17 protein-coding genes are annotated in these 20600 nt (G+C 46.2%); 9 read left to right on the top strand and 8 right to left on the bottom strand.

Features of this window, described 5'->3' with window-relative positions; translation table 11 throughout:
- Window positions 1-20: 20 nt before the first annotated feature.
- A complete protein-coding gene (gene mutS, locus R3P39_RS16090; RefSeq protein ID WP_336568741.1) occupies window positions 21-2618 on the top strand; it encodes a DNA mismatch repair protein MutS in 2598 nt (865 codons plus the stop codon).
- A 75-nt stretch (window positions 2619-2693) separates the two neighbouring features.
- On the opposite strand, the gene R3P39_RS16085 is transcribed toward mutS, so the two are convergent.
- Window positions 2694-3953: an OmpP1/FadL family transporter gene (locus R3P39_RS16085; RefSeq protein WP_336568739.1), complete on the bottom strand. Its 1260-nt coding sequence runs from the start codon at window positions 3951-3953 to the stop codon at window positions 2694-2696.
- Between the two features lie 446 nt (window positions 3954-4399).
- Here R3P39_RS16085 and R3P39_RS16080 point away from each other — a divergent pair, with 446 nt between their 5' ends.
- Window positions 4400-4714 carry a hypothetical protein gene (locus R3P39_RS16080; RefSeq protein ID WP_336568738.1) on the top strand — a complete coding sequence of 105 codons (315 nt, stop codon included), beginning with the start codon at window positions 4400-4402 and terminating at the stop codon, window positions 4712-4714.
- A gap of 390 nt (window positions 4715-5104) precedes the next feature.
- Here the strand turns inward: R3P39_RS16080 and R3P39_RS16075 are convergent, their stop codons facing one another.
- From R3P39_RS16075 to ftsY, 7 genes are all read right to left on the bottom strand, one after another.
- Window positions 5105-6373 carry an HD-GYP domain-containing protein gene (locus tag R3P39_RS16075; protein WP_336568737.1) on the bottom strand — a complete coding sequence of 423 codons (1269 nt, stop codon included), beginning with the start codon at window positions 6371-6373 and terminating at the stop codon, window positions 5105-5107.
- A gap of 213 nt (window positions 6374-6586) precedes the next feature.
- A complete protein-coding gene (rraB, locus tag R3P39_RS16070; protein ID WP_336568735.1) occupies window positions 6587-6922 on the bottom strand; it encodes a ribonuclease E inhibitor RraB in 336 nt (111 codons plus the stop codon).
- On the bottom strand, window positions 6922-7635 hold the full coding sequence (locus R3P39_RS16065; protein WP_336568734.1) for a 1-acylglycerol-3-phosphate O-acyltransferase: 714 nt from the start codon (window positions 7633-7635) through the stop codon (window positions 6922-6924). Before R3P39_RS16065 ends, rraB begins: the two co-directional genes overlap by 1 nt.
- A 175-nt stretch (window positions 7636-7810) precedes the next feature.
- Complete coding sequence (rpoH, locus tag R3P39_RS16060; RefSeq protein WP_336568733.1) at window positions 7811-8668, bottom strand: RNA polymerase sigma factor RpoH; 858 nt, start codon at window positions 8666-8668, stop codon at window positions 7811-7813.
- A gap of 266 nt (window positions 8669-8934) precedes the next feature.
- Window positions 8935-9921 (bottom strand): permease-like cell division protein FtsX, encoded by a 987-nt coding sequence (ftsX, locus tag R3P39_RS16055; protein WP_336568732.1) that lies wholly within the window; start codon window positions 9919-9921, stop codon window positions 8935-8937.
- A complete protein-coding gene (ftsE, locus tag R3P39_RS16050; protein WP_336568730.1) occupies window positions 9918-10595 on the bottom strand; it encodes a cell division ATP-binding protein FtsE in 678 nt (225 codons plus the stop codon). The genes ftsX and ftsE overlap by 4 nt, the downstream gene beginning before the upstream one ends.
- 130 nt (window positions 10596-10725) lie before the next feature.
- Entirely contained in the window at window positions 10726-12750 is a 2025-nt protein-coding gene (gene ftsY, locus R3P39_RS16045; RefSeq protein ID WP_336568729.1) for a signal recognition particle-docking protein FtsY, read from the bottom strand.
- 258 nt (window positions 12751-13008) lie between these two features.
- On the opposite strand from ftsY, the gene rsmD reads away from it, so the two are divergent.
- From rsmD to dusB, 7 genes are all read left to right on the top strand, one after another.
- Complete coding sequence (gene rsmD, locus R3P39_RS16040) at window positions 13009-13596, top strand: 16S rRNA (guanine(966)-N(2))-methyltransferase RsmD (protein ID WP_336568727.1); 588 nt, start codon at window positions 13009-13011, stop codon at window positions 13594-13596.
- 169 nt (window positions 13597-13765) lie between these two features.
- Entirely contained in the window at window positions 13766-13981 is a 216-nt protein-coding gene (gene rpsU, locus R3P39_RS16035) for a 30S ribosomal protein S21 (protein WP_010362466.1), read from the top strand.
- Between the two features lie 20 nt (window positions 13982-14001).
- Window positions 14002-14448: a GatB/YqeY domain-containing protein gene (locus R3P39_RS16030; protein ID WP_336568723.1), complete on the top strand. Its 447-nt coding sequence runs from the start codon at window positions 14002-14004 to the stop codon at window positions 14446-14448.
- 195 nt (window positions 14449-14643) lie between these two features.
- On the top strand, window positions 14644-16383 hold the full coding sequence (gene dnaG, locus R3P39_RS16025) for a DNA primase (RefSeq protein ID WP_336568721.1): 1740 nt from the start codon (window positions 14644-14646) through the stop codon (window positions 16381-16383).
- Window positions 16384-16505: 122 nt separating this feature from the next.
- On the top strand, window positions 16506-18353 hold the full coding sequence (gene rpoD, locus R3P39_RS16020) for an RNA polymerase sigma factor RpoD (protein ID WP_336568720.1): 1848 nt from the start codon (window positions 16506-16508) through the stop codon (window positions 18351-18353).
- A gap of 81 nt (window positions 18354-18434) precedes the next feature.
- Window positions 18435-19307, top strand: coding sequence for a 50S ribosomal protein L11 methyltransferase (gene prmA, locus R3P39_RS16015; RefSeq protein WP_336568719.1), 873 nt, complete (start codon window positions 18435-18437; stop codon window positions 19305-19307).
- Between the two features lie 301 nt (window positions 19308-19608).
- Window positions 19609-20574: a tRNA dihydrouridine synthase DusB gene (gene dusB / locus R3P39_RS16010; RefSeq protein WP_336568717.1), complete on the top strand. Its 966-nt coding sequence runs from the start codon at window positions 19609-19611 to the stop codon at window positions 20572-20574.
- Window positions 20575-20600: the final 26 nt, after the last annotated feature.

The raw sequence follows: 20600 nt of genomic DNA, 5'->3' as shown, positions 1-20600 counted from the left end.
AAACCTTTTAGGTATCAACAATGTCGTCAGATCTATATTCAGAACACACTATAAACCAACAAACCCCAATGATGCAGCAATACCTGAGAATTAAAGCTCAGCACCAAGAGATCTTGCTGTTTTATCGCATGGGAGATTTTTACGAGCTGTTTTTTGACGATGCTATCCGCGCCGCGCAACTGTTAGATATTTCACAAACATACCGTGGTAAAGCCGGCGGTAACCCAATTCCCATGGCTGGTGTGCCCTATCATGCAGTGGAAAACTACTTAGCGCGCTTAGTACAGCTTGGTGAGTCTGTTGCGATTTGTGAACAGGTGGGCGACCCTGCCACCAGTAAAGGCCCTGTAGAGCGTAAAGTGGTGCGCATTGTCACCCCAGGTACGGTTACCGATGAAGCGTTACTGCAGGAGCGCCAAGATAATTTACTCGCTGCGGTGTATCAGCACCCGAAGCAAGGCCTGTACGGCGTTGCATACCTAGACATTAACTCCGGGCGCTTTAATATTGTTGAACTGCAAACCGATGAGGCCCTGAGCTCAACACTGCAGCGCTTGCAACCTGCGGAGCTATTGTACCCTGAGTCATTCCAAAACTTATTGGCATTGGAGCAAATCAAAGGCAGTCGTCGGCGCCCAGACTGGGAATTTGATTTAGACACCGCCAAACACCTACTTTGCCAGCAGTTTGAAACGCGCGATCTGGTTGGTTTTGGGGTAGAAAACGCCAAACTGGGCCTAACTGCAGCCGGCTGCGTCATGCAATACGTTAAAGATACCCAACGTACCGCCTTGCCACACATTCGAGCGATCACGCTGGAGAAAAACGAACATGTGGTGATCCTAGATGCTGCAACGCGGAAAAACCTCGAGCTTACCACCAACCTTTCTGGGGGAGTCGAAAATACTCTGGCACAGATACTGGATAAATCCTCTACCGCCATGGGCTCGCGCTTACTAAAGCGTCGCATTCATACCCCCATTCGCGAACGACAAGAGCTAAACTCGCGACTCAATGCCATTGCCAGCTTAATTGAGCAGCACCTTTGTATTGAAGTGTATGAAGCACTCAAAGACATCGGCGACATTGAACGCGTGGTGGCACGCTTGGCTCTGTGTAATGCTCGCCCCCGTGACTTAACGCGCCTGCGCAGTGCTTTACAGGCCTTACCACCACTGCATGACATTTTGCAGCAAAGTGACGACCAGCGTATTCAAGCCATCGTTAAGCACTCTCCGGCACTGCCCAAGTTACAAGATCTGCTAGAACGTGCCGTCATTGATAACCCGCCGGTACTAATCCGTGATGGCGGTGTTATTGCTGAGGGCTACAACAGTGAGCTCGACGAACTCAGAGCACTCAGTGCTGGTGCCACTGACGTACTTGAAAAGCTCGAACTACGGGAACGTGAGCGCACCGGCATCAGCACGCTCAAAATTGGCTACAACAAAGTACATGGTTTTTATATTGAGATCAGTCGCGCCAATTCACATTTAGTGCCACCGGAGTATATTCGCCGGCAAACATTAAAGAACAATGAGCGCTATATTATTCCTGAGCTTAAAGAGCATGAAGATAAGGTACTAGGCAGTCAAACCAAGGCATTGGCACTGGAAAAACGCCTGTATGAAGAGCTCTTTGAGCTCATCGCCCCTTACATTGAGCAGTTACAGCTTATGGCTGCAGCGCTTGCCGATTTAGACGTGCTCAACACCCTTGCCGAGCGTGCGCAAACATTGGATTATTGCAAGCCGCAACTGACCGAGGGTAACGAAATTGACTTGCAAGACAGTCGTCATCCCGTGGTTGAGCAAGTCAGTAAAGATCCCTTTATTGCCAATCCGGTAAAATTAAACCAAGCACGTAAAATGCTTATTATTACCGGCCCGAACATGGGCGGTAAGTCGACCTACATGAGGCAAACAGCGCTGATTGTGTTAATGGCGCATATTGGCAGTTATGTGCCCGCCAGTGCCGCTAAAATAGGCATCGTTGATCGCATTTTCACCCGCATTGGCGCCAGCGATGATTTAGCCTCGGGACGCTCAACCTTTATGGTAGAAATGACCGAAACGGCAACCATATTAAATAATGCCACGGCACAGTCATTGGTTTTAATGGATGAAATTGGTCGTGGCACCAGCACCTATGATGGCCTATCGCTGGCCTATGCCACAGCAGATTATCTAGCCAGTAATATTGCCGCGAAAACCTTATTTGCTACGCACTATTTTGAGCTTACGGAGTTAGCAGAGCAACAGTCTGGACTGGTAAACGTCCACCTTGATGCCATTGAACACAACGACACCATTGCTTTTAAGCATACGGTAATGGAAGGCGCGGCGAGTAAAAGCTTTGGCTTACAAGTGGCTGGACTGGCGGGGGTACCTAAAGCGGTGATCAAAATGGCAAAGCAAAAGCTGGCACTGCTAGAGCAACATCAAAGCGTGGTGAGCGATGGCAATAATGTCGCCAACGTACCGCAGCAGCAAAGCTTAGCATTGGCTCCTGAGCCTGAGCCATCGGAAGTTGAGTCTATGCTGGCAGAAGTAGACCCCGATGACATGACGCCAAAACAAGCACATGCGCTGTTATATCAGTTAAAATCGTTACTGTAAGTCAACAACGAAAGTAACAAAAAAGCGGCTGTGAAATCACAGCCGCTTTTTACTATGTTAAAGCAATTAGCTCGATTAGAACTTATGGTTGTACTGCACACCAAAGATGGTCGCATGGCCTTTAGAGCGGAAGCCCCACTCGCTGCCTGATTTATCTTGCTCGACAAAATGTTGAGTTTTACCGCGTAACACACTCACACCCACATCTAATGTCGCTTGGTTAGCCATAGTGTATTCTGCGCCAAATGAGTACCAAGTACGGTCAGTGTCTGGAATGGAAATAGATAGGTGATCCTGATCGGCAGGAGACTCATCATAAGCTAAACCGGCACGTAACTTTACCGACTCGCTAAGTTGATAATCGCCGCCAACAGCAAAACGCAAAGAGTTAGAGAAGTTCTCTTCTTTAGTGAATACAGTACCTGCACCACCTACCTCTGCGGCAAGCTCGTCGAAGCTATTCCAACCCGTCCATAATACGCTGTAGTGGAGGTTCGTTTGTTGGTTTAACTGATGAGTACCTGAGATTTCAGCAATTGCAGGCAGGGTAATGTCAACCGAGCCGGGTAGAGACTGGCCAGCTAAGCCGCCTAGTGCTGCGGGTAACTGGTTGCTAAAGCTGCCTTCAAAGGTAATGTCCGTTTCACTGCGGTAATGAAAGCCAAGGCGGTTAGCGTCATCAATTTGATAAGCCACACCTAGGTTCCAGCCAAAGCCTTGGTCATCACCTTCTAGGTACACAGCATCAGTGCTGGCAGGCAATGGCGTATTGGTGGCACCTAGGTTACGGACGATTTTTGCGTCAGCATAGACATGGTTAATACCGAATGCCACACTCCACTGCTCATCAACCTGATAAGAAGCTGAGATCCCAGTATTGATGGTAACAATTTCAGTTTGACCGGCGATTTGGCCGGCAACATAGTCCTCATCAAACTCAGTTGACAGACCAAACTGTGAATACGAGCCAACACCAATTGACCATTTATCGTCGTATTTATGTGTTGCGTATACCGCTGGGATCACCGCGCTTGGCGCAATGCTATTATCGTTTAGGGCTGCAGCCGGAACGCCATTGTTAGTACTAGTGCCTGTTAGGCTGACATCAGGCTGGACATACATTAGCGCCGCTGAAACCTGAGTACCTTCAAGCTTTGACATCAACGCTGGGTTACGGGCAACCACTGAAGCATCATCTGCAACAGCCGCTTCACCTGCATAGGCACGACCTAAACCTGATACATTCTGCTCTGCTAACTGAAATGCCGCAGCAACGGCGTGTGAAGAAGATAGGATAGCGCCCGAAGCGATGATCCCCATTAGTACTTTATTCATTCTCAAGATCCCCTGTAATTCAGTCACTGTGTAATTAGTCACTGCAATGCCAGCAAAACCAAAACTCACAGCGCTGAGTAACTACTCATTTTTAAACTGTTTGTTTCCATATTGTTGGCAAAATAATAAATTCACGACACCCTACCTAAAAGTTATGGAGAAATCTTCTTTTTTGCGATTTTTAGGTGATTAAGTGGACATTTATCGAGCAAATTATGCACTTTATAAACTCATCGGAGGAGGTAACACCCACCCAAATGATATTAATTCTCAATTTCATTGCCATATTCACCGCCTTCCGATACACTTACCTACACCTTGGGGTTAAACACTTGGCAACAAACTACTATCGTGTTTGCCATAGCAAGTCTGTGGGTGTTAAGTAATTTACTGTTTACCAAGGGTTAGAGTGAGTTTTAGTGGTGATACCAACTAGGGAGTGAAGTATGTTATTGCTATTCGTTTTAGCCGCATTATGCTTTTGCGGCCTAAGTGTGTATACCCTGTGTAAAGCCAATTACTGCGCCTGCAAGCATGCTGGCGAATGTGACAACCCAGTTAGTCGCTATTGGCTCGTCGCCATCGCCAGCGCCATGGTGTCGCTACTGCTTTGTTGCCTCGCCTTTCACAGCGAAACCGGCACTCTGATTTGGCTATTAATGATGGCCAGCACTCTCGCTGGAGCATTACTCTCTGAGCGCTGGCAGCACCTTAAACAGCGCTGTAAAAACAGCCTTTTTACCACCTCAGTAAGCAAGTAAAGCGGTAATTCCACAGAATACCATCACTGCAAGGAAAACTGCTTTACAGCCAAAGCACTAACCTCGTTAACATTACCAGCAATAAAATAGCTATCAGAATAAAAAAGCAACCAGCAGCACCACCCCCTCCCTCATCACACCCTCAAGTCAGCAGCCAATTAACTTATTTAGCGCCGGGATAGCGCGAAAAAGCATGTCAGGGCCAAGGATGGCCCTTACATGCTGGTAACGTTAACATTGGCTGGTTACTTGAGGTTCCCGGTGTGATGTTGGGAGCGCCCTTTCTTTTGCTTACTTTTCTTTGGGCGACAAAGAAAAGTCAGTCGGCGCCCATGGACGGGCGCAGAACCCCGTCACGAGAACAAACACCAAAACTCTCCACAAAGACAACTACACCAACAACTGCTCTTTAAGCAGCCGCGATAAATTAATCTGATAATCCAGAGGCCTTACACTGGCAATAACTTTGACATCGGAGTGACTAAGATCTAAATCTTTCGCCGTCACATGGTGCAGGTGTTTGGTGTTATAAAAAACGCGCACCATAGGCGCTGTAGGTGCGCCTTTATTGCCCTCGAGCACCAACCCTAAACGTTCATTAGTTAACTTTACGATGGTGCCAACCGGGTGCACGCCCATGCATTTAATAAACCGCTGCACTAAGATAGGGTCAAACTGAGTTTTATTCGACAGCAGATAACGAAGCGCATTGATGGGTTCATCAGCCTCTTTATGATGCTGATCGGCGGTGATGGCATCATAGACATCGACAATGGCCATCATTCGCGCCGCCGTACTCAAGGCGTCACCTTTTATCTTGCGTGGATAGCCAGTGCCGTCTAAACGTTCATGGTGATTGATGATCATATCCAACATAATGGGCGTAATACCGGCTTCGCCTTTACTCATCCCTAAAGACTGAGCAACGTGTTTTTTAACGGCTTTATATTCCAGCTCAGTGAAGCGGCCAGGTTTGTTAATTAACCCCTGGGGCAATTTAGCGTGACCAATATCGTGTAACATGGCCCCCATTGCGAGCTGCTCAATAATGTGCTGCTGCAGCCCCAGGTGCTTTGCAAACACGGTGATTAAAATGGCACAGTTGGTCATATGGCGCCAATTGTAGGCATCTTTATCTTTAATTCGCGTTAAGATAGCCATGGCATTGGAGTTGCGCAGCACCGACGCCACGATGTCTTTACTCACTTCATTAAGCAACGAAATATCGACTTTCATCCCCGAGGTGACATCACCATAGAGGCTTTGAATTTGGCGGTTGTTTTTCTCAAACTTTTGCATTGCCACAGCAAATTCTTGCTGCAACGATTGCTCTTTTGATGTGCTCTTGGCTTTGTTTTTTATACGACTTTTTGCAGTAGAGAGGCTGCCATCCGTACCTTTTTTGGCTGTTGTTTCAGCCCCAGGTTGCGGCTCTTTGTCGGGCTCAGGTTGTTGATACTTTTCAGGTACCGGAATATCGCTTTGGGTAAAGTCGATTTTCAGTTCCAATACACCTTTTTCGATTAGCTTTTGAATGATGGCTTTATCTCGCACCATGCCGCGAGATTTTATTTTGACCCCAGCATCAGACTTATGTCTATGAACGCTGTCCACAAACATACCAGGTTGAAGATCTTCGATGGGGAGGACAATCTGCATAAGTCTTTTAAAACGTGGTTGGGCCAATAAATATTAATACCATTGAACCCGAAAAAAGACCATAATTTTAAGAAAAATTCGCACAAAGGTATGGTAAGTGTTTGCTGCTTAGTGGCTTAGGAAAGTGCGAAAGAGGAAAAAGGTATGTGGTTAGTAAAACAAGAGTCATGAGGTAAGCGACTTACCTCACAACCACGATCACAGTGTTAGCCATTACTCTTGAAAGTAAGTGCCCCAGCCGTCGTATTCAATTCCAGCATCAGTGGCTACTTGTTCCAACTTGACCACATCCTCCATGATGACATCGGTATCAAGCTCAGCTTCAACCACAACATCAAAGCCCCAGATCTTCTCACCGTCTTCAAGCTCTAGTTCTGCAGGCTCTTCAACATCGTAGCCTAGTTTGAAGGCAGCTAAGGCAGCCGCTTCAAGCTTTTCAAAATCTTCGCTAACAAAGTGGTGTTCTACTTCATAGAGGGTTTCTGGGTTAGAACCATCTTCCAGTAATGAAGAGACAATGTCTTCGCTTATTTCACGCCAGTCTTCCATTATTCATCTCTCGCTGTTGCATCTAATTGCGCTATTCTGTCTGCCATTTTAGCATGGATCCGCGCTGCATGTTCTCTTGCAGGTAAATCCGCATCCAAATATTCTGGCGCCATGATATCAATATACACCTTACCGTTATTCCAACGGTTAAGTTTAATTTTATTATGAGTTGAGCTCATACAAACCGGTACCACAGGCACTTTGGCATTCATGGCCGTATGAAATGCGCCGGTTTTAAATGGCAGTAGCCCACGACCATAGCTGCGCGTGCCTTCAGGGAACATCCACACAGACAGCTGCGTCTCAATGATTTTTTTGGCAGAACGACTTAGGGTATCCATAGCTTTGCTGCGATTACCTCGGTCGATAAGAATATTGCCAGAAAGCCAATACATTTGACCAAAAAATGGGATCCACTTTAAGCTCTTTTTACCCATGCTCACCGTATTCTTTGGTACGACGGCCGGTAAAGTAAATAGGTCATAATTATTCTGGTGATTGGCAACGTACATTACCGGTGCTAACTCGAGCGTGTCTGGGTGCTGAGTAATGACCAACTCGACGCCTATAAGTCGCGACATTGAGCCATACCACCTTGAAATAATATGAACATTATTAGGGTGAAATGGGCGCACAATGCATAACAATAACCCCATGGTGGCGCTAACCACGATAAATAGGGTTAATAAAATGATTCGAATGACCGCAATCAAGTTTATCGCTCCAACTATAAAAACAGCGGCATTATAATCAAATTAGCGAACACTTGTAAGCTCAGTTTTAACTAGATCGACTCTTAGTCTTGGAAATCGTTGAATTGTAGGCAAAAACAACAATGCCGCTAAATAGCGGCATTGTTTGGATACACGAATTTTTAGCCTAAGAAAACTAGCTCATGGCGTTTTGCAGCTTCTTCATTGCTGACTTTTCTAACTGACGAACACGCTCAGCTGAAACGTCGTATTTTTGTGCTAGGTCTTGCAAAGTGGCTTTTTCATCGGCAAGCCAGCGTGCACTAACAATGTCTTGAGAACGCTCGTCTAAGGTTTTTAATGCTGCAAACAAGCGGTTATGTGATTGCTCTTGCCATTGCGCTTGTTCCACTTCTTCTGCCACATCACTGCTGGTGTCAGTTAAGTATTGTACCGGTGAAAAGGTGCTAGATTGGTTATCATCATCGTCAGCAGACAGATCAAAGCCCATGTCTTGCCCCGCCATACGAGATTCCATTTCGCGTACTTCTTTTTCACTCACACCTAGCTCACTAGCAACGGTGCTTACCTCGTCTTGGTTAAACCAACCTAGACGCTTTTTATTCTTACGTAGATTAAAGAACAGTTTACGTTGTGCTTTAGTGGTCGCGACTTTCACGATACGCCAGTTTTTCAGTACGTACTCGTGGATCTCTGCTTTGATCCAATGTACTGCAAACGACACTAGGCGAACACCAACACTTGGGTCGAAACGTTTAACGGCTTTCATCAGACCAATATTACCTTCTTGGATTAGGTCGGCCTGTGGCAAACCATAACCAGAGTAACTTTTCGCGATGTGAGCGACGAATCTCAAGTGCGACATAATGAGTTGCTTTGCAGCATTAAGATCACCTTCTTCCTGAAGACGGGTCGCTAAGCGCTTTTCTTCCTCGGCACCAAGCATAGGGATAGTGCTAACCGACTGAAGGTAGCCTTCAATGCTTGCGCTTTGCTGTCCAGTTAGTGCTAGTGCGTATAAATCTTTACTCATGTTTCACCTCAGTGATAAAGCGTTTCGTGTATATTTAGCACTCTAACATCTAGAGTGCTAAATGCAATCTACTTTATTTGATTTTTAAAATCAAGTGCTAAAAGACACAAACAAGGAAAGAACATAAAACCCTGTTTTTAAACAATAAAATTGAGATTCAAAGTACTTTATTTAGGTTATTATTTTTTTATGACAGTGCTAAACCTAATAAGTGCAGTGCTAATAACGGCAATAAAGCCATGCTAAATTAGCACTAATTGCAGTCATCACACCTTTTCTGGTTCTATTTCCTTGATGTAGCGATAAACCGATAGAAATGACCCCACAAAGCCGAGCACCACAGCAGTCGCTAGTAGCACCAACAACTCATTGCCAGCTAGCCCTTGTAAGGTAAAGTCACTTTGGTAGACACCGGCCACCATAGTCACAGCTGACTCCAGCCACCACAGCATTAAAGCAACGCAAATAAAAGCAACTAAGCCACCGACAATGCCATACCATATACCAGTCCACAGAAACGGCGCCTGAATGAAGGCGTTGGTTGCGCCAACTAGCTTTAATACTTGGATCTCTTCCTTTTTATCCATAATCGATAACCTTATGGTATTACCAATAATTAAGATCACCGCACTGAGCAGCAAAAAGCCCACGGTAATAACACTTTCTTTTAATAAGGCGAGCAAGGCGTTTAAGCGCTCTAACCACTCGATATCCAGCTTGCCAAACTCAACTTCACGCTCTTTTTCGAGTTTTTCTAATAACTCGGCTGCCGCTTGCGGTTTACTAAAACGACTTGTTGGAGTGACCAACACCACGTTTGGCAATGGGTTTTCTGTTAAATAATCGAGCGCTTGGCCAAAGCCAGACATGGATTTAAACTCCTCCAGCGCAGCACGTTTATCGATTAATACAACCTTATCTACCTCAGAGTAGAGTGCTAAACGCTTCACCAGAGTTTGCGTTTGGGCTGCAGTCATGTGCTCTTTAACAAACAGCGAAATCTCCGAGGCCTCTTTAAAGCCACTACTGACTTGCTGCACATTTTTAACCACCACATAAAGCGTGGCAGGCAGAGTTAAGCTTAGCCCCAAAACTAGAATTGTCATCATCGACGCCAATGGGGTGCGCCACATTTCGCCAAGGCTTTGTACTCCTTGGCGAATTATCATCAAACAAAAAAAGTAAAAGTGATGGAAAATGGATTTATCTGTTTTTTGCGACTGGCCATTGTGACCTTTAAATAGCAAACTCATAGCATTCCCTCTGCTAACGGATCTTGCATTAGCTTGCCTTGATTCAAGGTTAAGCTGCGATAACGCATACGCGCAATTAACCCTAAATCGTGGGTTGCTATGAGCACGGAAGTACCATGTTGATTAAATTCTTCAAACAAATTGAGGATCTCCATCGACAACTCAGGGTCAAGGTTCCCTGTAGGCTCATCCGCCAGTAACAAAGGTGGAGAGTTTACAATAGCTCGGGCAATTCCCACCCGCTGCTGCTCTCCCCCTGATAACACACTAGGATGACAACGTACTTTGTCTAGTAGCCCTACTTTATCAAGTGCGGCATGAACCCGTTTACTGATTTGTTTATGGTGCATCCCTTCAATCACCAATGGCAACGCCACATTATCAAATACGTTGTAACGCTCAAGCAAACGGTGGTTTTGGAAAATAATGCCAATATCGCGACGGACAAAAGGAATTTTGCGATTCGGTACCGTATTTAAGTCAACGCCATTGATCGCCACCTTTCCTGCCGATGGTCGCTCCATCACACTGATAAGCTTTAATAAGGTACTTTTTCCTGCCCCACTATGACCAGTTAAAAAGGCCAGCTCTCCTTTGCCAAGCTCAAAGCTGACCTTTTCGAGTGCTTTATGGCCGCCGGGATAGGTCTTGCTCACGTCGTTAAACTGAATCATTTTGGCCTCTTATCATTATTATGCCTAACGGTAACTCGTTCCGCTCTAAGACTTTGCTTAGTGATTACCTGTCGCTGTTGTTGCTGCACCCATAAGACAAAACGGGCACTAACGCCCGCTGTGTAACTCATTACTCTTGGCTAAACAATGCCTCTATAAAGTCGTCACTTTTGAAAGTACGCAGGTCATCAATGCCTTCGCCTACACCAATGTAGCGAATGGGCACTTTAAACTGATCGGCCACCGCAAAGATAACCCCACCTTTCGCAGTACCATCCAGTTTAGTCAGCGCAATCCCTGTTAAGCCCACCGCCTGATTAAATAACTTCACCTGGCTAATGGCGTTTTGCCCGGTGCCGGCATCAATGGTCAACATCACTTCATGTGGTGCATCTGGATCCAGTTTTTTCATTACTCGAGCAATTTTCTCTAGTTCTTGCATCAAGTTATCTTTGTTTTGCAATCGCCCTGCCGTGTCGGCAATCAATACGTCGACACCTCTGGCTTGTGCCGCCTGAAAGGCATCAAACACCACTGAAGCAGAATCGGCACCGGTATGCTGGGCCACCACAGGAATGCTATTGCGCTCGCCCCAGACCTGCAACTGCTCAACGGCTGCAGCACGGAATGTATCGCCGGCAGCTAACATGACCGATTTGCCTTCGCTTTGGAACTGCTTAGCCAGCTTACCTATGGTGGTGGTTTTGCCCACGCCATTAACGCCAACCATCAAAATCACATAAGGCTTCTTATTTGCTGGGATCTCTAATGGCTGTTCAGCCGTTTTTAAAATCTCCGCCATTTCCTTTTTCATCAGCTCATATAAGGCTTCACCATCTTTAAGCTGCTTTCTGTCAGCGGCATCAGTGAGGCTATCAATTAGCTTCATGGTGGTTTCAACACCAATGTCGGCTGTTAATAATTGAGTTTCTAAATCCTCAAACAGCTCATCATCGATTTTCTTACCTTTGAATACGGAAGCAAAACCAGAACCAATGTTGGCTTTGGTTTTTAATAAGCCTTGTTTTAATCGGCTAAAAAAGCCTGCTTTTTTCGGCTTTTCTTGCTCTTTCGCCAACTGTGCCTGACGCTCTGCCTCTTCACGTTCAGCTTGTTCTTTCGCCAGCTGTGCCTGACGTTCTGCTTCTTCACGTTCGGCTTGTTCTTTCACCAGCTGAGCTTGACGCTCGGCTTCTTCACGCTCGGCCTGCTCTTTCGCCAGCTGAGCCTGACGTTCTGCTTCTTCACGCTCAGCTTGTTCTTTCGCCAACTGTGCCTGACGCTCGGCTTCTTCACGCTCGGCCTGCTCTTTCGCCAGCTGTGCCTGACGTTCTGCCTCTTCACGCTCGGCTTGCTCTTTGGCCAGCTGAGCCTGTCGCTCTGCCTCTTCACGCTCGGCTTGCTCTTTCGCCAGTTGTGCCTGACGTAGTGCTTCTTCACGCTCAGCTTGTTCTTTGGCCAGCTGCGCTTGACGCTCGGCTTCTTCACGCTCAGCTTGTTCTTTCGCCAGCTGCGCTTGACGTTCTGCTTCTTCACGCTCAGCTTGTTCTTTGGCCAGCTGTGCTTGACGCTCTGCTTCTTCACGCTCGGCTTGTTCTTTGGCCAGCTGTGCTTGACGATCTGCTTCTTCACGTTCAGCTTGTTCTTTCGCCAGCTGTGCTTGACGTTCTGTTTCTTCACGCTCAGCTTGTTCTTTGGCCAGCTGTGCTTGACGCTCTGCTTCTTCACGCTCGGCTTGTTCTTTGGCCAGCTGTGCTTGACGATCTGCTTCTTCACGTTCAGCTTGTTCTTTCGCCAGCTGTGCTTGACGTTCTGTTTCTTCACGTTCAGCTTGTTCTTTGGCCAGCTGCGCTTGACGTTCTGCTTCTTCACGTTCAGCTTGTTCTTTCGCCAGCTGTGCTTGACGATCTGCTTCTTCACGCTCAGCTTGTTCTTTGGCCAGCTGTGCTTGACGCTCTGCCTCTTCACGTTCAGCTTGTTCTTTGGCCAGCTGTGCCTGACGCTCTGCCTCTTCACGTTCAGCTTGTTCTTTGGCTTGCTGCGCTAGTTGTTCGGCCTGTTGCTGCTCTTGCTGTGCTTGGCGTTCAGCTTCTTGCTCTGCTTTATCTGACTTACCAAAACCTAACCAAGATAAAAACTTATTTTTCTTTCCCATATTCACTTCTGACCGTGTTATTAAATTGCATAAACCCAAAGCAAAGTTGCGCTGATATTGATACACTACTCATCGTTTCCGGACTCATCAGTTGCTCTAAGGCAGCAAGACCGGCATAACCATTGTTTTGGGCTCGAGAGATTGCCAGCAGTGGCAACCTAAATATGTATGATAAAATTGCCAGCAAGTGTACCACGATCCTCGAGGATGAAAAATCCTGAAGCAATAAACCACAGCTATTAATACAGTAACGTTAACATGAGAAGAACAAAGCCGAAGCAACATAGCAAAGCAACAGGGTTTATTCGCATAATCAGCGGTCAATACCGCGGTCGTAAGCTACCTGTGCATGATATCGAAGGACTCAGACCCACCACCGATAGAGTAAAAGAAACCCTGTTCAATTGGTTGATGATGGATGTCCGCGATGCCAAGGTGATGGACTGCTTTGCTGGTGCCGGAAGCTTGGGATTTGAGGCGCTGTCACGGTTTGCTGCTGAGGCCACTTTTATTGAGCTTGACCGCTGTGCCGCCCAGCAACTGCAAAATAATAGTGAATTATTGCAGTTAACTAATGCCAACATTATCAACGCTGATGCATTAACCGAGCTTGGCCATAATCGTTCTGCGCAACAGTTTGATTTAGTGTTTCTCGATCCACCATTTAGAAAAAACCTCCTCGCACCTTGTTGCGAGCTGCTAGAAAGCCAGGCTTGGCTTGGCGAACAGGCCCTTATTTATGTTGAATTTGAGCGCGAGGCTCACCCCCAGTTCCCAGCTAACTGGACGATTGTAAAAGAAAAACAAGCAGGCCAAGTGACATGTCGGTTATACCGCAGAACATAACTTAGGTTATGCCCGAGTTGCGGATGTGACAGGCGCTCGGGTTTTAGCTATAATTTAGACTTTACATGCGCTATTGCTTCGGATTACAATACCGCACCATTTTTGAACCAATTGGCTATTTTGTAGCCAAATTAGAGCTTAGCTCATTAATTAGGTAGGTGAATTTTTAATGCCAGTTATTAAAGTAAGAGAAAACGAACCGTTTGACGTTGCACTACGTCGTTTCAAACGTTCATGTGAAAAAGCAGGTATCCTTTCAGAAGTTCGTCGTCGCGAGCACTATGAAAAACCAACTGCAGAGCGTAAGCGTAAAAAAGCGGCTGCAGTAAAGCGTCACATGAAGAAGCTTTCTCGCGAAAACGCACGTCGCGTTAAATTATACTAGTCAGTGACGGTCTTGCTGCAATGAGCTTATTAGTTACGCTGAAAGATGCACAAAAAGAAGCGATGAAGGCCAAAGACAAAACTCGTCTTGGTGCTGTTCGTGCGGTACTTGCTGAAATTAAACAGCGAGAAATCGACAATCAAGTAACACTCGATGACGCCGGTATTACCGCCGTCTTGGTGAAGCTGGTTAAACAACGTCGCGACTCTTATAACCAGTATACTGAAGCTGGTCGTGAAGATTTAGCCGAAATTGAAGCTAACGAAATCAGCGTACTAGAAACCTTTCTTCCACAACCTTTAAGTGACGAAGAAGTGGTTGAGCTTATTGATGCTGTGATTGCACAAACTGGTGCATCTGGCATGCAAGACATGGGTAAAGTCATGGGCGCCATCAAGGCTAAAGCCGAGGGTCGCGCTGACATGGGCAAATTGTCTGGCTTAATTAAGCAAAGACTAACTGCCTAACCCACATACTGAAGTATGATAGATTTAGCAAACCGAGCCCAGTGCTCGGTTTCTTCGTTTTTGGGCCATCTCCCCCTGAAACCCAACTCACCTTTGCTATCTGCGACATTTTATCTGGCAAATAATGAGAAGTTGATTTTTTATTTCTGATACTTGGTATAATGTCGAACAATTAGCGTCGACAACGGAACATACATGAAAGGTAAAATCCCTAGACAATTTATTGATGACTTACTGGCAAGAGCAGACATTGTCGAGTTAATCGATAGCCGTGTAGGATTAAAAAAAGCAGGAAAAGACTACCAAGCCTGCTGTCCTTTTCACAATGAAAAAACGCCTTCCTTTACTGTTTCACGAGAAAAGCAGTTCTATCACTGCTTTGGTTGTGGCGCCAACGGTAACGCCATTACTTTTATGATGGAGTATGAAAAGCTCGAATTTGTCGATGCCATTGAAGAGCTTGCCGCCCTAATGAACCTTGAGGTTCCCAGAGAAAATGCGCCTCAAGGGCCACAGCGTTCATTCGAAGAAAAAAAATCTGACTACGATTTGATGTTACAGGCGGCCAAGTTCTATCAGCACCAACTAAAACACCACAGCAATGCAGCCGCCGTCATCGACTACGTTAAAGGTCGTGGGCTAAGTGGTGAAACGGTACAAAAATTTATGATTGGCTACGCACCGCCAGAATGGGAGTCGTTATGCCAACAAGTGGCTCGCAAGCCAGAGCACAAACAACAACTGCTGGATTTAAAGTTAGCATCAGAGAAAACCCCTGGTCGTCAATTTGACTTTTTTCGCGATCGTTTAATGTTCCCAATCCGAGATAAGCGCGGTCGCGTGGTGGCGTTTGGCGGACGTATTATGGGCGATGAACAAGGGCCAAAATACCTCAACTCACCGGAAACCCGTATTTTTCATAAAAGCTTTGAGCTTTATGGTTTTTATGAAGCAAAACAAGCCCATAAAAACCTCGAAAAAGTATTAATCGTTGAGGGCTATATGGATGTCGTGGCATTGGCTGAACAAGGCATTGATTATGCCGCTGCTGCGCTAGGCACTGCCACCACGGCTGAGCATATGCAAACCTTGTTTCGCAATACCGATCGTGTGATCTGCTGTTATGATGGCGACCGCGCAGGTCGAGATGCCGCGTGGCGAGCATTGGAGCACGCGTTACCCAACTTAAAAGACGGTAAGTCACTGCAATTTGTCTTTCTGCCCGACGGCGAAGATCCCGACTCCTTAGTGCAACAAGAAGGCAAAGCGGCATTTGAAGCCCGCTACGAAGATGCCACCGATTACACCCAAGTCATTTTTAATAAGCTCCGTGAACAGTGCGACTTAACTAACGATGCCGGCAAAGCCAAGTTATTAAGTGATGCGATCCCACTGATTAATAAAATTCCCAGTGACTATTATCAAGAAACCCTGCTGGAGACCCTAGCACGGTTAATCGGTCGTACTCGTGAACAACTGAGCGCTAAGCTGGCAAGCAATAAACACCAACACAAAATTGAACGGCAATTTAAAGTGACCCCCATGCGCCGCGCAATTGGCCTACTGTTACAGCACCCTCAGCTAGGTAGGCAAGTGGAATATATGCCAGAGCTGGCTGAAATGGCCATCCCAGGAATTGAGCTGTTGTTAAAATTGCAATCACTGTGTATACAAAACCAACAGCTCACGACAGCACAGTTACTGGAGTACTTTCGTGAACAAAGCGAATTCAGTGCCTTGCAAAAGTTAGCGGTATGGCAACATGGGGTCAGTGAAGAGCGACTGGAAGCAGAATTTAAAGATACTTTTCAATTTATTGAAGATCAGTGTTTAAATTACCGTCATGAGACCTTATCTATTAAGGACAAAACCGAAGGACTAAACAAAGAGGAACGGCTTGAGCTGGCCTTGTTAACACAAGCGCTAAAACGCTAGAAGCCCTAGTCAATCAAGATTTTCGGTGCTATACTGTTCTATTCACTGCGTCATCAAAATTTTAGCTGTGTTTTAGCTGGCGCCTGTTGTATCAACTTTTCAGAGTGGAAGCAAATTTCTCTATGGATCAAACTCCTCAGTCACAACTCAAACTTCTGATTCAGAAAGGTAAAGAGCAAGGTTACTTAACTTTTGCAGAAGTTAACGATCACCTTCCACAAGACATCATTGACTCAGATCAAGTAGAAGACATCATTAGCATGATCAACGATATGGGTATTCAGGTCTCTGAAAATGCGCCTGATGCTGACGAGTTGATGATGCAAGAAACCACAACAGATGAGGACGCTGCCGAGGCAGCCGCTGCGGCTCTAGCTACAGTAGAAAAAGAAATTGGCCGCACTACCGACCCAGTTCGCATGTACATGCGTGAAATGGGTACTGTTGAGCTTCTGACGCGTGAAGGTGAGATCCAAATCGCAAAACGCATTGAAGAAGGGATCAACCAAGTACAAATTTCTGTTGCTGAGTACCCAGAAGCGATCACTTACCTACTTGAGCAGTGGGATAAATTTGAAGCCGAAGAAATGCGCTTAAGCGACATTGTTTCTGGTTTCTTTGATCCTAATGCCGTGGAAGATGGTGATGCTCCTATCTCGGCAACTCACATTGGCTCTGAGCTAAGTGACGAAGATTTAGAAGACGAAGATGACGACGTCGATGACGATGACGACGAAGAAGAAGGCGATTCAGGCCCAGATCCTGAAGAAGCTCGTGAACACTTCGAGCGCCTGCGTTCTTTGTATAACAATGCCCGTGAAATCTTTGCCAGCAAAGGCCGTTCACACCCAGATGCACAAGCCGCGATTAAAGAAATCGGTGATCACTTCCGTACCTTCAAACTAGTACCGAAGCAGTTCGATCGCATGGTCAATAACATGCGTGACATGATGGACAAAGTGCGTGTACAAGAGCGCATCATCATGAAACAAGCGGTTCAAGTAGCGAAGCTACCAAAGAAACTGTTTGTTAAGCATTTTGCTAATAACGAAACCGATACTGCTTGGATCGATGCTGAAATCGCATCAGGTGAGAAACACTCAGTAAAACTAGCTGAAGTGAAACCTGAAATTGAGCGTTGCATTAATAAATTGAAAGCGTTTGAAGAAGGCACAGGCCTGAGTATCGAGCGCATTAAAGACATCAACCGTCGTATGAGCATTGGTGAAGCGAAAGCTCGCCGCGCGAAGAAAGAGATGGTTGAAGCCAACTTACGTCTGGTTATTTCCATTGCGAAAAAATACACCAACCGTGGCTTACAGTTCTTGGACTTGATCCAAGAAGGTAACATCGGTCTGATGAAAGCGGTAGATAAGTTCGAATATCGTCGTGGTTATAAGTTTTCAACGTATGCTACTTGGTGGATCCGTCAGGCAATTACTCGATCGATTGCTGACCAAGCAAGAACCATCCGTATCCCAGTACACATGATAGAGACGATTAACAAACTCAATCGTATCTCTCGTCAAATGCTACAGGAAATGGGTCGTGAGCCTAGCCCAGAAGAGTTAGCAGAGCGCATGGTGATGCCAGAAGACAAAATCCGTAAGGTGCTGAAAATCGCCAAAGAGCCAATTTCCATGGAAACGCCCATTGGTGATGATGAAGATTCACATCTTGGTGACTTCATTGAAGATACCACTATCGACTCACCAATTGACTCTGCCACCATGGAGAGCCTACGTGGTGCCACCAACGAGGTGTTAGCAGGACTAACAGCACGTGAGGCCAAAGTACTACGGATGCGTTTTGGTATCGACATGAACACCGACCACACGCTTGAAGAGGTAGGTAAGCAGTTTGACGTTACCCGTGAGCGTATTCGTCAGATTGAAGCCAAAGCGTTGCGTAAGCTACGCCACCCATCACGCTCAGATCTGTTAAAGAGCTTTTTAGATGTTAAAGGCTAACAGATAGCAGAATAAGACTAGGCCGCTATGTAGCGGCCTTTTTTATAGTTAATAGTAACCGCAACACAAAGGTAAACACTCATGGCCTGGATCCAAATCCGAATTGATGCTGATAAAGCCGATGCCGATGCCCTTAGCGACCTACTGATGGACGTTGGCTGTCCTTCGGTCACGTTTATGGATAGCCAAAATAACCCGGTATACGAACCTAAGCCCGGCGAAGTCATTTTATGGCCAGAGACCACAGTTATTGGTTTATTCGATGCCAGTCACGATATGCAAGCCGTGGTTGACTATCTACAAGCTCTGCATGATAAATCACTAAAATACAAGTTAGAGCAGCTTGAGGACAAAGACTGGGAACGCGAGTGGATGGATAACTTCCACCCTATCAAGTTCGGTGAGCGTTTATGGATCTGCCCGAGCTGGCGCGATATTCCCGAGCCTGACGCCGTTAACGTGCTGTTGGACCCAGGTCTTGCGTTTGGCACCGGCACACACGCCACCACGGCACTGTGCTTACAGTGGTTAGAACAACAAGACCTCAGCGGCAAAACCGTGGTCGACTTTGGTTGTGGCTCCGGCATTTTAGGTATTGCTGCCATTAAGCTGGGCGCCGAGCGCGTGATCGGTATTGATATTGACCCCCAAGCATTGCTCGCTAGTCGTGATAATGCCGTACGCAATGGCGTTGCCGAGCAACTGGAAGTGTACTTACCAGAAAACCAGCCGCAGTTTACCGCCGACATCGTTGTCGCCAATATTCTTGCCCAGCCACTACGTGAGCTCCACCAAGTGATCTTAGGCTTCTTAGGTGAACACGGTAAGATTGCCATGTCAGGGATCCTAGCAGAGCAAGCACAAAGCGTTGCTGATGTGTATGCCCCTTTCCTGAATTTGGATGAGGTGGCTCAAGAAGGCGAATGGACTCGGGTGAGCGGAGTGAAAAAGTAACGCAATCACGGCTCAAAATTGCAATCTCGCACAACCGCAAAAAGTTAGTAGTTTATAACTGGTAAAGCCTGTATTTAACAGGCTTTACGCATTTTTTACAGGCCATTTTTTGCAGACAGAAAGTCCACAGAAAGTCAACTTTGTATATTTTTAGAGCAAATCATCATTACTCTCAGGTTGTTATCAAAAGTCAACCCATCAAGCTCAAAAAAAAAACAATTATGTTCAATTTATAACCTTTGATTTTTGCAAAAAAAACCGTAAACTTAGCGCCCCTTGAAGAAAGGCGGATTAAACTGAAGTGCGAATTGGTCCATACCAACTTGAAAACAATCTTATCGTAGCGCCCATGGCTGGGATCACCGACAGACCGTTTCGGCAGTTATGTCGTCGACTTGGTGCCGGGCTGGCGGTTTCGGAAATGTTGTCTTCAAATCCAAAAGTGTGGAAAACCGATAAGTCGCAAAATCGCATGGATCACAGTGGTGAGTCGGGCATACGTTCGGTGCAAATAGCTGGCGCTGATCCAGAGCTGATGGCGCAAGCGGCTCAGTTTAATGTAGCAAATGGCGCGCAGATCATAGATATCAATATGGGCTGTCCCGCTAAGAAAGTGAACAAAAAACTCGCAGGCTCTGCATTATTACAGTATCCCGAGTTAGTAGAAGAAATTGTAACAGCAGTCGTGAATGCTGTTGATGTACCAGTTTCTTTGAAAATTCGTACTGGCTGGGATACCGATAACCGTAATGGGGTTGAGATTGCGAAAATTGCTGAACGTCGAGGTATTGCCTCGCTTGCCGTACATGGCCGTACGCGCAAATGCATGTACAAAGGGGAAGCGGAGTACGCCACGATAAGAGAGATAAAACGTTCAGTATCTATCCCTGTGGTTGCTAATGGTGATATCACGTCGCCAGAGAAAGCCAAACAGGTTTTGGATTATACGGGCGCAGATGCCATCATGATTGGTCGAGCCGCCCAAGGTCGTCCTTGGATTTTCCGAGAGATAGACCACTATTTGCGCACCGGAGAGCACTTGCCTACACCTGAGATAGCAGAGGTGAAGGCAATAATGATGGAGCACTTAGTGAACCTTCATCAATTCTACGGTGAGCCAATGGGAGCGCGTATCGCACGCAAACATGTGTCTTGGTATTTGCAAGCCCATGACCACGAAGGTCAATTTAGGCGGGTATTCAATGCCTTGGAAACGCCACAAGCGCAAGTCCAAGCATTAGAAAACTATTTTGAAACATTGGGGTAAGTAACACCACTTTCCCCTACAGGCTA

Origin of the sequence: Pseudoalteromonas sp. UG3-2, from assembly GCF_037120705.1 — a bacterium.
Classification (GTDB): domain Bacteria; phylum Pseudomonadota; class Gammaproteobacteria; order Enterobacterales; family Alteromonadaceae; genus Pseudoalteromonas.
Note: the sequence above shows the minus strand (reverse complement) of the source record. Positions and strands in the feature narration are given on the sequence as shown.